Genomic DNA, 20574 nt, shown 5'->3' with positions numbered 1-20574 from the left:
TTTACAGATATAAAAACAAGATAAAGACTACTTAATTGTAGTCTTTTGTTTTTTTTGTAATCCGTTTAAAATGGCATTGTTATCGATTAAAAACGTCTGTTCATAACCAATTTAACAAACATAATTATACTCCACATTGTTTTTATAGAAGTTAACCATACAAATAGGGCTATACACAACATTTATTTTCTAGCGGACTATCTAACGTTAATTTTGTAAAGTAAAGTTATGTATAAGTTACAATCAGATGTTTAAATGTATCAACTCAAAAGAATAGAGTAGAAGTACAAGCATCTTAACTTATTACAAAGAAATGAATAGAATAAAAAACCCCAGTATGAAGAAGATTTTACTACCGATGATGCTTTTAATATCATCAATTGCATTCTCACAAACTACCGTGACCTTAGAAGATCAATGTAATTGTGAGGTTTTAAGCGGTACAGATGTCACTGTAGCAGGTATGACCAGTCCTGCAGGAGCAGATTTAGGAGATGTATATGTAAACACAGATACTGGAGTAATTTACTTTTGGGATGGTAATTCTTGGGAGTTGACATCTACTGATGATCAGCAAATTCAAGATTTTAGTTTCGATTCAGATACAAACACATTGACACTTCAATTAGAAAATGGGGGAACTTCTAGTGTTGATTTGACGAGCTTACACATAGTTGAAACATTGACAACTATAATGGCTAATACTGATGGTACTTTCACATACAGAGATGAAGATGGTGTAGATACAGTTATCGATATTAAAGACTTAGAGACGTTAACAGTAGCAGCTTTAAATGCTGATAATACAAATATTGATTATACAGATGAAGATGGAAACACCACACAGTTAGACTTAACTGCATTAGTAGAAAACTTAGAAACTTTAACTACTGTAGTAGCAAATACTGATGGTACTTTCACATACAGAGATGAAGATGGTGTAGATACAGTTATCGATATTAAAGACTTAGAGACATTAACAGTAGCAGCTTTAAATGCAGATAATACAAATATCGATTATACAGACGAAGATGGAAACACCACACAGTTAGACTTAACTGCATTAGTAGAAAACTTAGAAACTTTAACTACTGTAGTAGCAAATACTGATGGTACTTTCACATATAGAGATGAAGATGGTGTAGATACGGTTATTGATATTAAAGACTTAGAGACATTAACAGTAGCAGCTTTAAATGCAGATAATACAAATATCGATTATACAGACGAAGATGGAAACACCACACAGTTAGACTTAACAGCTATTGTAGAAAACTTAGAAACTTTAACTACTGTAGTAGCAAACACTGATGGTACTTTCACATACAGAGATGAAGATGGTGTAGATACGGTTATTGATATTAAAGACTTAGAAACGTTAACAGTAGCAGCTTTAAATGCTGATAATACAAATATTGATTATACAGATGAAGATGGAAACACCACACAGTTAGACTTAACAGCTATTGTAGAAAACTTAGAAACCTTAACTACTGTAGTAGCAAACACTGATGGTACTTTCACATACAGAGATGAAGATGGTGTAGATACGGTTATTGATATTAAAGACTTAGAAACGTTAACAGTAGCAGCTTTAAATGCTGATAATACAAATATTGATTATACAGATGAAGATGGAAACACCACACAGTTAGACTTAACAGCTATTGTAGAAAACTTAGAAACTTTAACTACTGTAGTAGCAAACACTGATGGTACTTTCACGTATAGAGACGAAGATGGTGTAGATACAGTTATCGATATTAAAGACTTAGAGACGTTAACAGTAGCAGCTTTAAATGCAGATAATACAAATATCGATTATACAGATGAAGACGGAAATACCACACAGTTAGACTTAACAGCGATTGTAGAGAACTTAGAAACTTTAACTACTGTAGTAGCAAATACTGATGGTACTTTCACGTATAGAGATGAAGATGGAGTAGATACGGTTATTGATATTAAAGACTTAGAGACATTAACAGTAGCAGCTTTAAATGCAGATAATACAAATATTGATTATACAGATGAAGACGGAAACACCACACAGTTAGACTTAACTGCATTAGTAGAAAACTTAGAAACTTTAACTACTGTAGTAGCAAACACTGATGGTACTTTCACGTATAGAGATGAAGACGGAGTAGATACAGTTATCGATATTAAAGACTTAGAGACGTTAACAGTAGCAGCTTTAAATGCAGATAATACAAACATCGATTATACAGATGAGGACGGAAATACCACACAGTTAGACTTAACAGCGATTGTAGAAAACTTAGAAACTTTAACTACTGTAGTAGCAAACACTGATGGTACTTTCACATATAGAGACGAAGATGGTGTAGATACAGTTATCGATATTAAAGACTTAGAGACGTTAACAGTAGCAGCTTTAAATGCAGATAATACAAATATTGATTATACAGATGAGGACGGAAATACCACACAGTTAGACTTAACAGCGATTGTAGAAAACTTAGAAACTTTAACTACTGTAGTAGCAAACACTGATGGTACTTTCACGTATAGAGATGAAGACGGAGTAGATACAGTTATCGATATTAAAGACTTGGAGACGTTAACTAATCTAGTTAATAATAATGACGGTACAATTACATACACAAATGAGGATGGAACGGATCAAGTTATTGATTTGGTTAGTGATCAAGCTAATAATGATATCCAAGTTGGGGCAGATGGTGGATTGTATTTGAATGTTGCATCTGTTACAATTGATGAAACAGTAACAACTTTAGTAGATAATACAGACGGAACATTTACGTATACAAACGAAGATGGTGTAACCACTACATTTGATGCAAAGCGTTCTACAGTAGTAGACAACGGCGATGGAACCTTTACATTAACAGATGACTCAGGAAATTCAGCAACAGTAGATACCAACAATACCATAACTACTTTAGTAGATAATGGCGATGGTAGTTTTACGTACACATCAGAAAATGGTACAATAACTACATTTACAGAGACTTTATCAACTTTAGTAGACAATACAGATGGTACATTTACGTATACAAACGAAGATGGAGTAACCACTACATTTGATGCAAAGCGTTCTACAGTATTAGACAACGGTGATGGAACCTTTACATTAACAGATGATTCTGGTAATGCTGCAACTATTGATACAAACCAGGTTGCTGGTACTTTAGTTAATAACAATGATGGTACAATAACATATACAGACGGTACAGGTTCTTCTCAAACAATAGGATTAGTAAGTTCAGATGCCAACAACGATATTCAAGTGGGTACAGATGGTGGTTTATATTTAAATGTAGCATCAGTTACAATTGACGAAACTATTACCTCTTTAACAGATAATGGAGACGGAACATTTACTTATGAAAACGAGAGCGGAGCTGCAACTACATTTGATTCAAAGCGTTCTACTGTTTTAGATAATGGAGATGGAACATTTACAATCACGGATGATTCTGGTAATGCTGCAACTATTGACACAAATAATACAGTTACAACATTAGTAAATAATGGAGATGGTAGCTTTACCTACACATCAGAGGATGGTACTTTAACCAATTTTGTAGGTACAGACAGTCAAGATTTATCATTAACTGGAGATAACTTAACGTTAACTAATGATCCAACAGCTACACCAATTGACTTATCAAATTACAGAGAGACAGTTATAGGAGCAGGAGATATTAATGTAACTAATGATGGTTCTGGCAATTACACTGTTGCATACACAGACGGAGATAATGACAATCAAAACGAAATAGAATTACCTACAGGAGGTGCAGACGGACAAGTTTTATCAACTGATGGAGCAGGAGTATATACTTGGGTAGATCCAGATTCTGGTCCACAAGGAGAAAAAGGAGATAAAGGCGATCAGGGAGACCAAGGACCTCAAGGTATCCAAGGAGAAACTGGCCCACAAGGAATCCAAGGTGAGACTGGCGCAACAGGAGCGCAAGGTCCACAAGGAGAAAAAGGAGATCAGGGCGACCAAGGACCTCAAGGTATCCAAGGAGAAACTGGCCCACAAGGAATCCAAGGTGAGACTGGCGCAACAGGCGCACAAGGTCCACAAGGAGAAAAAGGAGATAAAGGCGATCAGGGAGACCAAGGACCTCAAGGTATCCAAGGAGAAACTGGCCCACAAGGAATACAAGGTGAGACTGGTGCAACAGGAGCACAGGGTCCACAAGGAGAAAAAGGCGATCAGGGAGACCAAGGACCTCAAGGTATCCAAGGAGAAACTGGCCCACAAGGAATCCAAGGTGAGACTGGTGCAACAGGAGCACAGGGTCCACAGGGAGAAAAAGGAGATAAAGGCGATCAGGGTGACCAAGGACCTCAAGGAATACAGGGAATCCAAGGAGAAACTGGTCCACAAGGAATCCAAGGTGAGACTGGTGCAACAGGTGCTCAAGGTCCACAAGGAGAAAAAGGAGATCAGGGCGACCAAGGACCTCAGGGAATCCAAGGAGAAACTGGCCCACAAGGAATCCAAGGTGAGACTGGTGCAACAGGTGCTCAAGGTCCACAAGGAGAAAAAGGAGATCAGGGAGACCAAGGACCTCAGGGAATACAGGGAATCCAAGGTGAGACTGGTGCAACAGGTGCACAGGGTCCACAAGGAGATAAAGGAGATAAAGGAGATCAGGGTGAAAGAGGTGCCACTGGAGCAACAGGAGCACAAGGTCCGCAGGGACCTCAAGGACAACCAGGACAAAATGGTCAGGATGGTCAAAAGGGAGATAAAGGAGATAAAGGAGATCAAGGTGAGAGAGGTGCCACTGGAGCAACAGGTGCTCAAGGACCACAAGGACCAGCGGGACAAAAAGGAGATCCAGGAGATCCAGCATCAGATGATCAGACATTATCAACAAATGGTAATGCAGGTTATGTAGCTATATCAGGAGGTAACAATGTTACTATTAATGTTGATGATGCAGATTCTGTAATCGGTAACGAATACAATACTAATTTTAGAGTAGTAGGTACTAATTTAAGATTAACAGATGGCGGAGGAAACTTTAATGTTCCATTATCAGATTTAGGTTCAGATGATCAATATGATGACGAAGTAGAGTTACGTACACCTATAGATGTAGATGAAGGAGGTGAAGCATCACCAACAGCAGAAACAAATGTACAAGAAGTAATACAAGCAATAGCTCCTATTACATCTAAAGCAGCACGTATATTTTATCCGCCTTCTGTAGAAGTAGATGTTGCAACAAACGGAACTAAAACATTAGATTTATATGATGAGTATATTAAGCAATATGGTACGCCAACTATTGGTAGTGCAGGTGCACCATCAGCTTTACCAACATATACTAGAACAGAATTATATTACTATGTTACATATGCAGATCCTACTGTATTTAATACGGCTACAATGTCTATAAATGCAAATGGAGTATTAACATATACAGTAACTAATCAACCTACAGACTACAACACTTTAATAAACGTTGTATTTGTAGTAAAGTAAGCTAAAGCGAATAAAAACTTATCCTAGAAATTTGAAATCAATTAAAACATATAAATTTTTATTCGCTCTGCTACTAGGCTTGTTTTGCGCTAATGTAGTTAGTGCTCAATTTTTATTGCAAGCACCAAATAGTACAGACGAGAATAATTATAAGTGGTATAATGCAGCTGATACAAGTACTGTTTTAGGTACCGATTTCTTCTATGAAGTTAGTCAGCCTGGCGTATATTTTGCAACGTATGATGGTACCTTGTGTGGTAAAAACGCAAGTACATATTTTATATTAACAGACTGTAATACTCCAAATAATGAGGTCACATTAGATATTTCTGCTAATGTGCCGGCAGGAGCAACTGTAAGTTGGTCTCCTGCGTTAACAGGTAATCAAACAGCACCACAAGTTATAGCAACTAAAGATGTTATAAAATATGTGGCAACATTGCTTAAAGCAGGTAACTCTGTTCAGCTACCTAGTTTTAAGGTAGTATGTATGAGTGAGGCAAGTGATTTAGAAGATGATATTGTTACAGTAGATGAAGACACCTCAATAATCGTAGATGTTTTTGCTAATGATAATGGTTTACCTAATCCTGGTACATTAACAACTTCAGACCCTGTAAATGGTACGGTAACTATTGATGATAATGGAACACCAAATATTCCGTCTGATGATATTATTACCTATATCCCAGATGCAAATTATAATGGTCCAGACTCTTTTACATACACCGTGTGTAATAGTTATGGTGATTGTAGTACAGCAACTGTAGATGTTACTGTTGTACCAATATTAGATACACAAGATGATGTTGTAGCAACTAATGAAGATGAAACATTAATTATAGATAATTGGCATTTAAATGATAACGATTTACCTACCAATGGTACATTTACAACAACAAACCCAACAAACGGTACAATTGACGTAAATGATAATGGTACACCAAACAACCCGTCTGATGATGTTATAACATACACGCCAAACTCAGGATATATTGGTAGAGATACTTTTACTTATACCATTTGTGATACTCTAGGTAATTGTAGTACATCTACTATTACTGTTATTGTGAATGAGGCAGAAATGACAGATTTAGATGCAGATAATGATGGTATATTAGATAGTTTTGAAGATCTGAACTTAGACGGAGATAATAACCCAGCTACAGATCCTACAGATACGGATGGTGATGGTATTCCAGATTATTTAGATATAGATGCAGATGATGATGGTATTCCAGATAACGTTGAAGCGCAAACTACAGCAGATTATGTACCTCCTAGTGGTTTAGACGAAAACGGTAATGGTTTAGATGACGCTTATGAAACTGATGGTAATTTAGGAATATTTCCGGTAGATACAGATGGAGATAGTTTGCCAGATTACTTAGATGAAGACAGTGATAACGATGGTGTGCCAGATGTAATAGAAGCTAATGATACAGACAGTAATGGTATTCCAGATGATACATTTGTAGGGTCTGATAAGGATAACGATGGTCTAGATGATGGTTTTGAAGGAGAAACATCTATTGATGATGATAAAAATGATGAAATAGATGATCCTTTAAATGATTTACCTAACTCAGATGGTGATAACGAATCTGATTATAGAGATGCGGATGATGATGGAGACGGCATACCAACTATTGATGAAGACATTAATAAAGATGGAGATTATGCAAATGATGATGCAGACGGAGACGGAATTCCAGATTATTTAGACTTTCCAGAGACTGAAGAAGATGGTATAGAAATATTTAATGTAGTTACACCTAACGGAGATGGTATACATGATGTACTTAAAATAACAGGACTAGAGAGGTTCCCTAACAATACTATTAGAATATACAATAGATGGGGAGTACAAGTGTTTGTTACAAAGTCTTATGACACTCAAAACAATAATTTTGACGGTACATCTCACGGTAGAGTTACAGTTAATAAAGATAAAAAATTACCAGTTGGAACATATTTTTATGTGTTAGATTATACAACACCAGCAGGTAAAACTAAACAGCTTAGCGGCTACATATATTTAAACAAATAGCATTAAGTTTATGAGCGCAATAATAAAATATTATAAACTATTAATAGCAATTACATTGCTGTTAACCTTAGGTACTGTATCTGGTTGGGCACAGCAAGATGCGCAATACACACAGTATATGTACAATACCATTAGTATAAATCCGGCTTATGCAGGTTCTCGTGGTCATATGAGTGTTGGTTTACTGCACAGGTCTCAATGGGTAGGTCTAGAGGGGGCGCCAAAAACGCAAACCTTTAATTTTCATACACCAGTTGGGTATAGAGGTGTGGGAGTTGGTTTTTCTGTGGTTAACGATGTAATTGGTCCAACTTCAGAAACCTATTTTGATGGCGATTTTTCCTATACAATATATACATCTTTAGAGGGTAGATTGTCATTTGGTTTAAAGGCTAGTGCACACTTATTAGATGTTCGTTTTTCAGAACTAAACCAAGATAATAGCAATGGTGTAGATCCAACTTTACAGCAAGATATTGATAATAGATTTTCACCAAATGTTGGTGCTGGAGTTTATTATCATACAGAAAAATTTTATGCAGGTTTATCTGTTCCAAGAATATTAGAAACAAAACATTTTGCAGAGGGTTCTAACCCAACAGTAGCAAATGAGCAAATGCATATTTATTTAATGACAGGATATGTTTTTGATTTAAATGAATCTGTAAAGTTTAAACCAACAATTTTAACCAAAGGTGTAAAAGGTGCTCCATTACAAGTAGATTTGTCTGCTAATTTTATGTTTAACGATAAATTTATTTTAGGGGGAGCATACCGTTGGAGTGCGGCATTTAGTGGAATGTTTGGTTTTCAAGTGTCAGAAGATTTTATGATAGGTTTAGCCTACGATAAAGAAACAACAGAACTAGGTAGTACTTCATTTAATGATGGCTCTTTTGAGGTAATGTTGCGTTATGACTTTATAAAAACTAAGAAAAATTTAAAATCGCCTAGATTCTTTTAATTTAATAATTTAGCGATAAAAATAGATGAAAAACACTTTTACTTGTAAAGGTGTTTTTTCTTTTTTATGTTGCTCATAAATAACATAAAGGTCTTATTTTTGTAATATTATGATTGAAGAACAAGTAATATTAGTTAACGAACAAGACCAGCAAATAGGAACAATGGGTAAAATGGAGGCTCATGAAAAAGCACTCCTCCATAGAGCATTTTCTGTATTTGTAATGAATGATAAAGGAGAAACAATGTTGCAGCAACGTGCATCAGAGAAATACCACTCTCCTTTGTTATGGACCAACACCTGTTGCAGTCACCAAAGAGTAGGTGAGACTAACTTAGAAGCAGGTAAAAGAAGGTTACAAGAAGAAATGGGATTTGTAACAGAACTAAAAGAACTTTTTTCATTTATATACAAAGCTCCTTTTGATAATGGTTTAACAGAGCATGAATTAGACCATGTAATGATTGGGAAGTTTAATGATGAGCCCAATATAAACAAAGCAGAAGTAGAAGATTGGAAATGGATGGCTTTAGATGATATAAAAATAGATATCAATAAAAATCCTCAAAACTATACAGAATGGTTTAAAATAATTTTTGACCGTTTTCACAAGTACACACTTCAAAACCAATATTAATATGAAGGTTAAAGTAAGTAGAAAAGCACATTTTAATTCGGCTCACAGACTGCATAATAAAGATTGGGATGCAGAAAAAAATAAAGCAGTTTTTGGTTTGTGTAGCAATCCTAATTATCACGGTCACAATTATGAACTTATTGTTAGCGTTGCAGGAGAAATAGACCCTACAACAGGCTTTGTAATGGATATGAAAGTTTTAAAAGATCTTATTAAAGAAAAAATAGAGAAAGCTTTAGATCATAAAAATTTAAATATAGAGGTTCCAGAGTTTAAAGAATTAAACCCAACAGCAGAAAACATAGCTGTGGTTATTTGGAACAAGCTTAGACCAGAGATAGATGCTACAAAAGACTTGGAGGTTGTATTGTATGAGACCCCACGAAACTATGTAACCTATTCTGGATAAAAAAATGTCAAATTTATAAACAACACATATATGTATCCGTTAAAATTTAACCCTATTTTAAAAGAAAGACTTTGGGGAGGTACCAAGTTAAGAGATGTTTTAAATAAGCCCATAGAAAATGATATAACAGGAGAAAGCTGGGAGTTGTCTACCGTTAAAGGAGATGTTTCTGTGGTTTCTAACGGAGATTTAGCAGGTATATCATTGCAAGAGCTAATTAATACACAAACAAATGATCTTTTAGGCGTAAGTGTAGCAGAACGTTTTGGCAAAGAGTTTCCTATATTGATAAAATTTATAGATGCCAAGCAAGATTTATCTATACAGTTACACCCAAATGATGAGTTGGCTAAAAAAAGACATAACTCTTTTGGTAAAACAGAAATGTGGTATGTAATGGATGCAGACCAAGATGCTGAGCTTATTGTAGGTTTTAATAAAGATGTAGCTAAAGATGAGTATGCCAACAGTATTAAAAATGATACGTTACTAGATTTACTAAACTATGAAAAGGTAAAAGAAGGTGATACTTTTTTTATTAATACAGGAAAAATACACGCAATTGGTGCAGGTGTTTTATTAGCAGAAATTCAGCAAACTTCTGACGTTACTTATCGAGTTTTTGATTTTAACCGTAAGGATAAAAACGGAAACCTAAGAGAGTTGCATACAGAGCAAGCTTTAGATGCTATAGATTATACTAAAAAGGACGATTTTAAAGTTGCATATAGTACAGAGAAGAATGAGGTAAACACAATGGTAGATTGCCCTTACTTTAAAACTAATTTTATAGAATTAACGGAAAATATTAAACAAGATGTAACTAGTAGAGACTCTTTTACTATTTATATGTGTGTAGGTGGTTCTGCAACTGTGAAAAACGAATTTGGTGAAGCTAACTTGGTAAAAGGAGAAACTATTTTAGTACCAGCACTTTCTAAATCTATAGAAATAATTTCTAGCGGAGCTAAGTTATTAGAAGTAACAATTTAACCTATTTAAGACTTAAGCTAATATATTAAGGGTTAGAAACTCTTTGTATAAGTTAAATATGTATTTTTGCATAAAAATAAATACAAATGGCAAGCATAAGAGATTTAAAAAAAGACATCAATTTTGTTTTAGGAGATATTATTGAAGCAGTTTACTTTTGGGAAGCAACTTCAAACTCTAAAGATTCTAAGGAAGGTTCTAAAATTATAGATTCTGCAATTGCTACTTTTGATGAGTTAATCGCTAAAGTAAACAATAAAGATGTAGATAATAGAAGTAAGCATTTAAGTGCTGTACGTACAGAGCTAGAAACTAAAGCTACAGAATTAATAGCAGAGGTTAACAAATTAGGTTAATTTTTACTGTTTATACAAAATAAAAACATCCGCCATTGGCGGATGTTTTTTTATGCTTATTTGTTAGCAGCTTTTACTTTGCTAATATGTTCTTTTAACTTTTTACCATATTTAGAAACCGATATACTATCTGGCAATGAGTTGTAGATAGAGTCTAGGTATTTAACATTAACATCTGGTACTTCTGTTAAAGCTAAATAAGGAGCCACGTAAGACTCTTTGTGGTTTAATGAGTAGTTTAAAGCATACAAATATCCACGTAAGTTATTTTTAGATAACATTTTATTTAAAGAATCTATAGCTTGGTCATTACCTTGTATGCCTGGCAACTGTGCCGTTTGTGCAAGGCGTAATGCTTCTGCATTAAACTTAGAAGCATTTTTTCTAAACTCTTCTAGTTTTTTTTGAGAATCAGATCCTTCAATTTTTGCATTTAAAGCAAATGTGTTCCAAGCTGTATTAATAGTAATGTTACCAGGTTCTCCAAAAAAAGTAATTCTATCATTAAATTCAGAGTTATCAGACTTGTCTAAATACAAATAAAATATTTCAGGACTTTCTAATTCAGTAGATAATGTATAATTACCATCTCCTTTAATTTGTAAAGAATCAACTGTAATTAAAACAGTATCATTCACTTTTTGTAAATACAATGTTCCTTTTTTTAGGCCTTTTACATTACCAGAAACAGTCATAGTGTTTTTAGTTGTAGAATTACAAGCAATAATGCTAATGCCTAGAAGAAACAGAAGAAAAAATCTATTCATTTTATAATTTTTTAAGTGCAGCAAATATCAATAATTTTTCTTAAAAAATCGTTAATGCTTTTTGTTTTGTGTATAACTTTTTAATTAAAGAGCAGAGGCAACTTCCATAAGGTATGCACAAAGTAGTGCACCGCCTGTACCTACTACATAGCCAAAAACAGCAAGTAGCACTCCTACAGATGTTAATGATGGGTGAAACTCTGCAGCTACTATAGGCGCAGAAGCTGCACCACCAACATTGGCTTGGCTACCAACAGCTAAAAAGAAATAAGGAGCCTTAATAAGTTTAGCAACTAATATTAGTAAACCAGCGTGTATTGTAATCCAAATTAAGCCAATGGCAATTAATCCTGGGTTTTCTAATACCTTACCTAAATCCATTTTCATACCAATAGTAGCAACTAAAATGTATATAAACACACCGCCTATTTTACTAGCACCAGCACCTTCTAAGTTTTTAGCTTTTGTAAAAGATAATGCTATACCAGCAATAGTAGCTAAAACAACCATCCAGAAAAAGCTAGAACCTAAAAAAGATAAAAAACTTTTTTTATCTGCTACAGCAGCAACATTATCTCCTAAATAAGAGCTAATGTTTTCACCTAAAAAATGTGCTAAGCCAACTGCCGTAAACGCAAAGAAAAGCAACATCATATAATCTTGTGTAGTTGGTATTCTTGTAATTTTTTCTGTAAAAGCAGTTACTTTCACCTTTAATTTTTCTATGGCAGATGCATCTGCTTTTAACCACTTGTCAATTTTAGTAGTTTTACCAACACCTAATAAAATAATGGCCATCCAAATATTAGCTACAACAACATCTATAAGTACCATACCACCATATTTTTCTGGATTATACTGAAAAATTTCTAACATAGCAGCTTGGTTTGCTCCACCACCAATCCAACTACCAGCAATGGTAGAAAGTCCTCTCCATATAGCATCAAAATCATTACCACCAACAGTATCCGGAGAAAAAATAGAAACAATTAATATAGCTAATGGCCCGCCAATAATTATACCTACAGAACCTGTTAAAAACATAATTAGAGCTTTAGAGCCTAAATTGGTTATTGCTTTTAAGTCTATACTTAAGGTCATTAAAACCAAAGCGGCAGGTAATAAATACCTACTTGCCATATGGTATAAGCCAGACTCGTGTTCTGTTATTATACCTGCATCATCTACTGTTTTCCAAGTTTCTGCAATAATTCCTGTAGAGGTTAAAATTGCAGGTAATAAGTAACAAAGTAAAATACCAGGTACAATGGTGTAAAATTTACCCCAAAAACCAGTTTTTTTTGCAGAGGTGTAAAAAACAAAGCCTAAGCAAAGTGTTAGTAATCCAAAAACAACTTTATCATCTGTAATAAGTGGTTCAATAAAATTTTCGGTCATACGTATAGTTGTTCTAAAAAGTGAGTTTTCTCAAATATACTTAAATTATGATGTTTTGCTTAATAAAATGCGCAACTCCGTTTTCTGTATTTTTAAGAGTTATGTGGTTTGCAATTGCCTTAACTTCTGTTCTTCCGTTCTCTACAGCTACACCACAACCAACATGGGTTAGCATTTCCATATCATTATAGTTGTCTCCAAATGCAATAACCTCATCTAAAGTTTCATTTTGCAGTAGTAATTCTATAGCAGATAATTTAGATATGGTTTTAGGGGCAACTTCTATTAAAGTGTCATTAGATCTGTAAAAATGAAGAAGTTCACTTAATGCTGATGTTAAGGCTGTAAAAATAGCATCTGTAGTTTCTTTTGTTCCCATTAGCATAATTTTATGGGCACCAACACCTCTCTTTTCCCAATTTACTAATGTTACTTTAGTGTCTTCAAAAATTGGCTCTGCTTTTGTATGGTGAATTTCTTTTTGAACGCGCTCAGAGTCTTGTGGTACATACCATTCATCATTAAAATACAGTCCCATTTTTACGTTGTATTTTTCTGCAATAGTGTATATGGTTTGCAATTTTTTAATGCTTATGAAAGTAGAAAATAACTCTTTGTTATTATCTAAGACTAAAGCACCATTATAGCAAATAATAGGTAAATTTTGTATGCCTAATCTTTCTTGCAAGTAGCGCATAGACTTTGGCATTCTGGCAGAAACTAAAATTATTTTAAGGTGGTTTTTTATTCTGTTTATTTCTGATATGGTTACTTCAGAAACATCATTTTTTGTGGTAAGTAAGGTTCCGTCTAAATCAGAACACAAAATTTTATAAGTCATTATTATAGGTTCACAAGTTTTTTTTAGTTAGATACAAATTTATCTATAGTATTAATAAGCTCTTTAGATATTTTATAGTCTTTTGATGTATAAGCTTCTTGGTTTTCAACTATAGAATTCACAACTTTTAAAACATGATTCATTTTTGGAATTATTTTTAAAGTAGCTTTTGGCTGGGCATTTTTTAATAATTGAGCATCGTCTGTACTAACTTGAAGATCTGCATCACCATTTAAAATTAAAACAGGAATCTTCATTTTTTTAATTTCAGAAGCAGGATTTTCTGTAGCCCATTCTTTCATAAATTTTTGATAAACTGGTTGAAAAACACTCATTAAAAGCGGATTAACCTCTTTAATAGTATCTGTCTGTACTAATTCTTCAAATTGTTCTTTTGCGGCTTGGCCTAAACTTGGGTTTTGCGCTGTTAATTGTTCTACAATTGTTTTGTCAAAAGTTTTTCCTGGTCCGGCTAAAGAAATATAAGAAGTAACAGCTTTATCATTACGAGCATTAATGGCCAACATACCAACCAAAGAACCTTGGCTATGCCCAATTATAGTAATGCCACTAAAGCGTTTGTCGTTTTTAAAATAATCTATAGCTACGTTTGCATCTGCAACAAAACCTTTAAAGCTAATATCTTTTACACTTTTTAAATTGTTAAGATTTGCAGATCTTTTATCATAGCTATAAAATGAAATTCCTTTAGCATTTAAACTATCTCTAAGGGTTTTTATATAGCCAATTTGCATTAGTGTACCGGCTTGGTTACCATTACGGTCACCATTACCAGAGCCTTGAATAAAAATTACAAGTGGTGTTTTATTTTTAGATTGGGCCACTGTTAAGGTACCAGGTAAACTAATGTCTCCGTTTTTTAAATCTAGTTCTTCTTTTTTTACTTCTTGAGCAAAAATTAGAATTGGGAATACGAGACATAGTATTAGTAGTTTTTTCATAATGACCTGTTTTTATCGCGCTCTAAAATTACCTTAAATAAACTTGAGCTATTCATAACAATAGAAGATTTTACTATCCAACCTTGTTTAGCTAATGCATTTAATTCATTTTCAAATTCGCTATCTGTATTACGGAATTTAGTTCTTTGTCTAACAATCTTATATTCTTTCATATTAGTTTTAATCCTTATAGTTTTTATAAATATATTAATAAGAGACTAACTACGCTTAAACTCTTTACGTTTTTTCTTATTAGGGTTTTTAAATAAACGTTTTAAAAAGCCATCTTTTTTTATGGGTTCACAGTCTAAATCTTGCAAAATTGCATCTGTAGGTTTTTTAAATTTGGCTTTTGTAATGTAATTAAAATCGGCTTCTTTATTCATTTTCTGAAGAAACAAAGCAAAAGCAGGTAATGCTGCATTTGCACCCTGACCTAAACTTGTGCTTTTAAATCCAATTTCATGATTGTCTAAACCAACCCAAGTAACGCTTACTAATTTAGGAGTTACGCCTACAAACCAAGCATCTTTATTGTTTTGGGTAGTACCTGTTTTGCCTGCAATGTCATTAGTTAATTTGTAGCTGTTACGTATTCTTGAGGCTGTGCCAGTATTAATAGTAGCTTTCATTAGCTCTAACATAATCATATTAGTTTCATTAGAAAAAGCGGCTTCTTTACTAATTTGTGGTTTAAAAGTTTCAATTATAGAGTCTTTACTGGTTGCAATTTGCTTAATTAAAAACGGAGTGCTGTGCTTGCCATTATTAACAAAAGTTGTGTATGCTTTTGCTAGTTCGTTAATTTTTACCTCTGCAGTACCTAAAGCCAAAGAAGGCTCATTAGGTAAGTCTGTAGAAATTCCCATTTTTTTAGCTTGTTCAATAGTATTTTTTATTCCTGCTTTCTCTAATACTTTAACAGCAACAGTGTTTACAGATTTACTAAGTGCTTCTTGCATTGTGTAATTAAGGTAGGCTTCATCTTTAGAGCCAGAGTTAGACGGGCTCCATTGTTTTAAATTTTTATATTCTACCTCTTGTGCAGAGAAATATGTACACGGACCAATGCCTTGTTCTAAGGCAGTGGTGTATACAATTGGTTTAAAAGTAGAGCCAACTTGCCTTTTACTTTGCGATATATGGTCGTACTTAAAGTGTTTAAAATTAACACCACCAATCCAAACTTTTACTTCTCCGCTCTTTGGATCTACAGCCAAAGAGCCAATATTTAAAAACTTACTGTAATGCTTAATACTATCTATTGTACTGGCTTGTATTGTAATGTCTTTATCCCAAGTAGCTAAAGTCATTCTCTTTTTTTTGTTTAAAGAATCTAGTATTTGCTTTTCTGGTAGGTTTAGTGCTTTTAGCTTTTTATAGGGTAATGATTGTTTTACCGCTTTGTTAATAATACTTTTATTGGTTAGCCACGGTGCATTTTTACCATAACTTTTTTCAAAATCTGATTGTAATTTTTTCATATGCTCTTGCATAGCTTCTTCTGCTAACAATTGCATTTGGTAATTTAAAGTGGTGTATATTTTTAATCCGGAGGTATAAATATTTAAATCTTCACCTTTTGCATTTTTTTCTTTAGTCCATTTTAAAAGTTGCTTTCTAACCTCTTCTCTAAAATAGGGAGCAATACCATCATTATAATTAAAGTCTCTATAGTTTAATTGTAAAGGAGTTTGAGGTAGAGTGTCTTTTTGTTTTTCATTTATATACCCGTTTTTGTACATCGCTTGCATTACTAAATTTCTGCGATTGGTACTTTTTTTAGGAAAAACTCTAGGGTTATAGCCGTATGTAGCTTTTAGCATACCTACTAATGTGGCAGCTTCGGGGATAGTTAATTGTTTAGCGTGTTTATTAAAAAACTTTAAAGAAGCACTTTCTATGCCGTGTGTATTATCACCAAAAGATACCTGATTTAAATAATGATATAGTATTTCTTCTTTACTATAAATACTTTCTAGCCTACTGGCAACAAACATTTCTTTAAGTTTAGCAATAGCTAAATTAAACTTTCCACGTTTTGTTCTTGGATATAAGTTTTTTGCTAATTGTTGGCTAATAGTGCTTCCACCACCAGAAGATTTGTCTTGCAATAAAATACTTTTAAATGCAACCCTAAGCATACTTTTATAATCTACGCCACTATGACTGTAAAAACGCTCATCTTCAATAGCCACTAATGCATCTATTAAATGTTTAGGGAAATTTGCATAAGGTATGGGTTGCCTATCTTGTAAATAATATTTACCAATTAAAACACTATCTGCAGAATAAACTTCTGATGCTTGTTGGTACTTTAATGTTGTTAGTTCTTTTTTGCTAGGTATTTTTCCCCATACACCTACATAAACACTTAAAATAAATAATGAGATTATAAGTGTAAAAGCAAGTAATAGTATAGTGGTGTACCTTAAATATGGATTCTTTATTTTCTTTAAAATCAAAATAGAATGTTTTTGTGTATAAGGATAAGTTAAAAAATTAAAACCAACTAAAAAATAACATTACTTTAAGCTACATTATCTATTTTAGCCAAAAATATTATTAGAATGAAAAAGATAAGTATTTTACTTTTTTTAGCAGTACAAGTTTCCTTTGCTAACAACATTTTTTGGGGTAAAACAGGGCACAGAACTGTTGGTGAGGTAGCACAGAAAGAACTTAGTAGAAAAGCAAAAAAGGCAATAAAGAAAATATTAGAAGGGCAAGATTTAGCATTTGTATCTAATTATGCAGATGAAATAAAATCTGATCGTGATTTTAGAGCTTATTTTCCTTGGCATTATGTAAATTTTCCTGCTGATAAAAAGTACACAGAAATTACGCCTCCAAAAGAAGGAGATTTAATGATAGGTATAGAAAAATGTGTATCTGTATTAAAAGATGAAAAAAGCTCTAAAAAAGATAAATCCTTTCATTTAAAAATGTTAGTACATTTAGTAGGAGATATGCACCAACCTTTACACGCAGGACACGCAGAAGACAAAGGAGGTAATGATATACAAGTACGCTGGTTTAATGGAGGGTCTAACTTACACCGTGTTTGGGATTCTGACATGATAGAGTCTTACGGGATGAGTTATACAGAACTAGCCAACGCTTTACCTAAATTAGACAAAAAAGAAAAAGCTAAAATAAAAGAAGGTACTATTTATGATTGGATAGAGGAATCTCAAGATTTAGCAGAAGAAGTGTATAAGTCTGCAGAAATAGGAGAAAAACTAGGTTACAGATACAGTTACCTACATATGGGTACATTACGCAAGCAATTATTAAAAGGAGGTTTACGCTTAGCTAAGGTGTTAAACCAAATTTATAAATAGTTTTAACGATTATTTAGTAAATACAACTGTGTTTTTTTAAATTTTGGCATAACTGTTGCATTTTGTATAATGTAGTTGTGTATGAGGACATTAGTAAGGCCATCCAAACTTAGTAAAGACAGTATGTAACTTGCATTAATAAGGATAACAAATAAAAAAAATCGGTTTTAAATATATTTAAAACCGATTTTTTTTGTGCCCTATATAATAAGGTACAAACAACTAACTAATTTAAGCAACAATAGTTTTTAGTTCGTTTCTGTATTCTGATGGGTTTTGTCCGGTAAATTTTTTAAACGATTTATTAAAGTGAGAAAAATTATTAAAACCACATTCAAAACAAACCTCTGTAATACTCATTTTTTGTTCTGCTAGTAATTTAGAAGCGTGTACTAATCTATACTCATTGGTAAACTGTATAAATGTTTTATTGGTAATTTTCTTAAAATACCTACAAAATGATGGTACCGTCATATTAACCAAAGACGCTATACTGTCTAATGTAATTTCTTCTCTAAAGTTTGCTTTAACGTAATTAAAAATAACATTAATACGGTCGTTATCTTTAACTTCTGTTTTCATAGCAAAACCTTCTGCGTTTAATAAAGTATACTCTTTAGATTTACCCAACTCATTTAATATGTTTAGTATAGATATTAATCTTTGAAAATCTGTTTGGTATTCTAATACTTCAATTTTATCTCCAATTTTAAGTTTAGTATTGCCATGAAAAGCAATACCACCTTTACAAGTATCTAATAAAGATTTAATGTTTCTAAGCTCGGGTAAGTTAAAAAAGTTATCGCCTAAAAAGTTGGGTAACATTTGTACTACGGTTTCACTTTTGTTTTTTGTGAGCACATCTGTAAGTCCACAATGTGGTAAATTACCATCAATTAAAATTAAATCTCCATCTGTGTAATAAGATATGTGACTTCCAATTTGTCTTTTGCCAGAACCACCATTTACATAAACCAATTCTATTTCAGGATGATAATGCCAAGTATTGTTTTTATTATTAGTGGCTTCATCAAACTTTTGGTAGGTAAATGAATGTCCAAAATCTGGAGCTATAGATTCAAAAATAGGTTTTTGATTTGTCATCTTTAAATAGTTAGAATACAAAAATATAATATCTATACATTATAAAACACCTTTTTTTAAATATTTAGGCCTTTTTGTATGTTAAATTAACGTCAATAGAGTGTTTGTTTACTATTATGGTTAATATAGCATAGATATTGGAAAAAATAGAGGTAAAATAAACAGAATATGCCACATATATTTGCAGTGTAATTAATTACCAATTCATAACAAAAAGAATAACCCTAAAAAAGTAAACCTATGAAAACAATTTTTAAAATTTCCGCGTTAGTTCTGTTTCTATTTGTATCAACTGCTGGTTTTGCAATGGAAGAATCATCATTAGAATTGGTGACAAAAAAGAATTCAAAAGATTTAATCTTCAAGTTTGAAGCTAGAAATCTACAAACAGTTGTAAAATTTGTAGATCAGAATTCTTCAGTATTTTATTCTGAAGAAATTCAAAATAGATCGGTTTACACTAAAAAGTTTAATGTAGAGAGTTTAGAAGACGGAAACTACTACTTAAACGTAGAAAATATGTTAAAAAAAGTTTCTTACGCTATACACATTAACAATGGAGAAGTTATAGTTGATGAGAAAAAAGAAGTTACTAAGCCAATTTTTCAGAAAAGAGGTGATTTAGTAGTAATGAGCTTTTTAAATAAAAAGAAAGGTAAAGTTGTAGTTTCTGTATATGATTTAGAAGGAAACGAAGTTTACACAGAGAATTTTGATAATAAATTAAGAGTTGAAAAAGCTTTTAGATTTACTAATTTTGCTGAAGAAGAATTTAGATTTGTAGTAGAAGTAAACAAAGATAGATACAGCAAATTAGTTAGCTTAAACTAATTATATTAAGTATTGTTGTGAGAGTTTTAGGAGGCTATTTAGCCTCCTTTTTTTATGCTTAAAATTGTAAGTAATAATAGGCCCAATACATTAAAGCAAACTGTAAAGGTATACGCAGTAATAAAATATACCGTGGTATACCTGCGGCTGCTTTTTTACTAGAAAGCATATAAAAATGTACCAGTAAAAAAACTATAAGCATTGCTATTAATGTATAAATAGCTAAGTTTTTAGTAGGTGTGTAAAGTAAGCCTACACCAACAACAACCTCTACTATACCACTAATATGTACCAATAATAAATGTTTAGGTAAATACCTGGGCATAATACGTGTGTATATTTTTGGTTTTATAAAATGCATAATACCTGCAATTACATACAGCAGAGCCATAAGGTATAGGTGCCAAGGATATATCATAAT

The 20574-nt window shown here is 32.9% G+C and carries 17 protein-coding genes; 9 read left to right on the top strand and 8 right to left on the bottom strand.

Features of this window, described 5'->3' with window-relative positions:
• Nucleotides 1-337 precede the first annotated feature (337 nt).
• The 7 genes from CELLY_RS17275 (at nucleotide 338) to CELLY_RS02560 (ending at nucleotide 10906) form a co-directional block, all read left to right on the top strand.
• Entirely contained in the window at nucleotides 338-5497 is a 5160-nt protein-coding gene (locus tag CELLY_RS17275) for a collagen-like triple helix repeat-containing protein (RefSeq protein ID WP_013620099.1), read from the top strand.
• Nucleotides 5498-5528: 31 nt separating this feature from the next.
• On the top strand, nucleotides 5529-7547 hold the full coding sequence (locus CELLY_RS02585) for a T9SS type B sorting domain-containing protein (RefSeq protein ID WP_013620098.1): 2019 nt from the start codon (nucleotides 5529-5531) through the stop codon (nucleotides 7545-7547).
• A 10-nt stretch (nucleotides 7548-7557) separates the two neighbouring features.
• Nucleotides 7558-8511, top strand: coding sequence for a PorP/SprF family type IX secretion system membrane protein (locus CELLY_RS02580; protein ID WP_013620097.1), 954 nt, complete (start codon nucleotides 7558-7560; stop codon nucleotides 8509-8511).
• A 109-nt stretch (nucleotides 8512-8620) separates the two neighbouring features.
• A complete protein-coding gene (gene idi / locus CELLY_RS02575) occupies nucleotides 8621-9148 on the top strand; it encodes an isopentenyl-diphosphate Delta-isomerase (protein ID WP_013620096.1) in 528 nt (175 codons plus the stop codon).
• Nucleotide 9149: 1 nt separating this feature from the next.
• The gene (locus tag CELLY_RS02570) at nucleotides 9150-9557 is read left to right on the top strand and encodes a 6-pyruvoyl trahydropterin synthase family protein (protein ID WP_013620095.1); all 408 of its coding nucleotides are present in this window, start codon (nucleotides 9150-9152) and stop codon (nucleotides 9555-9557) included.
• Between the two features lie 30 nt (nucleotides 9558-9587).
• Complete coding sequence (locus tag CELLY_RS02565) at nucleotides 9588-10550, top strand: type I phosphomannose isomerase catalytic subunit (RefSeq protein WP_013620094.1); 963 nt, start codon at nucleotides 9588-9590, stop codon at nucleotides 10548-10550.
• Between the two features lie 86 nt (nucleotides 10551-10636).
• Complete coding sequence (locus tag CELLY_RS02560; protein ID WP_013620093.1) at nucleotides 10637-10906, top strand: hypothetical protein; 270 nt, start codon at nucleotides 10637-10639, stop codon at nucleotides 10904-10906.
• A 56-nt stretch (nucleotides 10907-10962) separates the two neighbouring features.
• On the opposite strand, the gene CELLY_RS02555 is transcribed toward CELLY_RS02560, so the two are convergent.
• The 6 genes from CELLY_RS02555 to CELLY_RS02535 form a co-directional block, all read right to left on the bottom strand.
• The gene (locus CELLY_RS02555; protein WP_013620092.1) at nucleotides 10963-11673 is read right to left on the bottom strand and encodes a DUF4369 domain-containing protein; all 711 of its coding nucleotides are present in this window, start codon (nucleotides 11671-11673) and stop codon (nucleotides 10963-10965) included.
• A gap of 84 nt (nucleotides 11674-11757) precedes the next feature.
• Nucleotides 11758-13071, bottom strand: a complete 1314-nt coding sequence (locus CELLY_RS02550; protein WP_013620091.1) for a DUF819 family protein — start codon at nucleotides 13069-13071, stop codon at nucleotides 11758-11760.
• Between the two features lie 40 nt (nucleotides 13072-13111).
• Nucleotides 13112-13912 carry a Cof-type HAD-IIB family hydrolase gene (locus CELLY_RS02545; RefSeq protein WP_013620090.1) on the bottom strand — a complete coding sequence of 267 codons (801 nt, stop codon included), beginning with the start codon at nucleotides 13910-13912 and terminating at the stop codon, nucleotides 13112-13114.
• A gap of 23 nt (nucleotides 13913-13935) precedes the next feature.
• A complete protein-coding gene (locus tag CELLY_RS02540) occupies nucleotides 13936-14874 on the bottom strand; it encodes an alpha/beta hydrolase (protein ID WP_013620089.1) in 939 nt (312 codons plus the stop codon).
• Nucleotides 14871-15047, bottom strand: coding sequence for a DUF4177 domain-containing protein (locus tag CELLY_RS16850; RefSeq protein ID WP_013620088.1), 177 nt, complete (start codon nucleotides 15045-15047; stop codon nucleotides 14871-14873). The genes CELLY_RS02540 and CELLY_RS16850 overlap by 4 nt, the downstream gene beginning before the upstream one ends.
• A 45-nt stretch (nucleotides 15048-15092) precedes the next feature.
• Nucleotides 15093-17339 carry a transglycosylase domain-containing protein gene (locus CELLY_RS02535; RefSeq protein ID WP_013620087.1) on the bottom strand — a complete coding sequence of 749 codons (2247 nt, stop codon included), beginning with the start codon at nucleotides 17337-17339 and terminating at the stop codon, nucleotides 15093-15095.
• 105 nt (nucleotides 17340-17444) lie between these two features.
• Between CELLY_RS02535 and CELLY_RS02530 the strand changes: the two genes are divergently transcribed.
• On the top strand, nucleotides 17445-18218 hold the full coding sequence (locus CELLY_RS02530; protein WP_013620086.1) for a S1/P1 nuclease: 774 nt from the start codon (nucleotides 17445-17447) through the stop codon (nucleotides 18216-18218).
• Nucleotides 18219-18449: 231 nt separating this feature from the next.
• On the opposite strand, the gene CELLY_RS02525 is transcribed toward CELLY_RS02530, so the two are convergent.
• The gene (locus CELLY_RS02525) at nucleotides 18450-19322 is read right to left on the bottom strand and encodes an AraC family transcriptional regulator (RefSeq protein WP_013620085.1); all 873 of its coding nucleotides are present in this window, start codon (nucleotides 19320-19322) and stop codon (nucleotides 18450-18452) included.
• A 240-nt stretch (nucleotides 19323-19562) separates the two neighbouring features.
• Here CELLY_RS02525 and CELLY_RS16605 point away from each other — a divergent pair, with 240 nt between their 5' ends.
• A complete protein-coding gene (locus tag CELLY_RS16605) occupies nucleotides 19563-20153 on the top strand; it encodes a hypothetical protein (RefSeq protein ID WP_013620084.1) in 591 nt (196 codons plus the stop codon).
• A 58-nt stretch (nucleotides 20154-20211) separates the two neighbouring features.
• Here CELLY_RS16605 and CELLY_RS02515 read toward each other — a convergent pair whose 3' ends face one another.
• Entirely contained in the window at nucleotides 20212-20571 is a 360-nt protein-coding gene (locus CELLY_RS02515; RefSeq protein ID WP_013620083.1) for a DoxX family protein, read from the bottom strand.
• Between the last annotated feature and the right edge of the window lie 3 nt (nucleotides 20572-20574).

This window comes from Cellulophaga lytica DSM 7489 (assembly GCF_000190595.1).
GTDB lineage: Bacteria > Bacteroidota > Bacteroidia > Flavobacteriales > Flavobacteriaceae > Cellulophaga > Cellulophaga lytica.
Note: the sequence above shows the minus strand (reverse complement) of the source record. Positions and strands in the feature narration are given on the sequence as shown.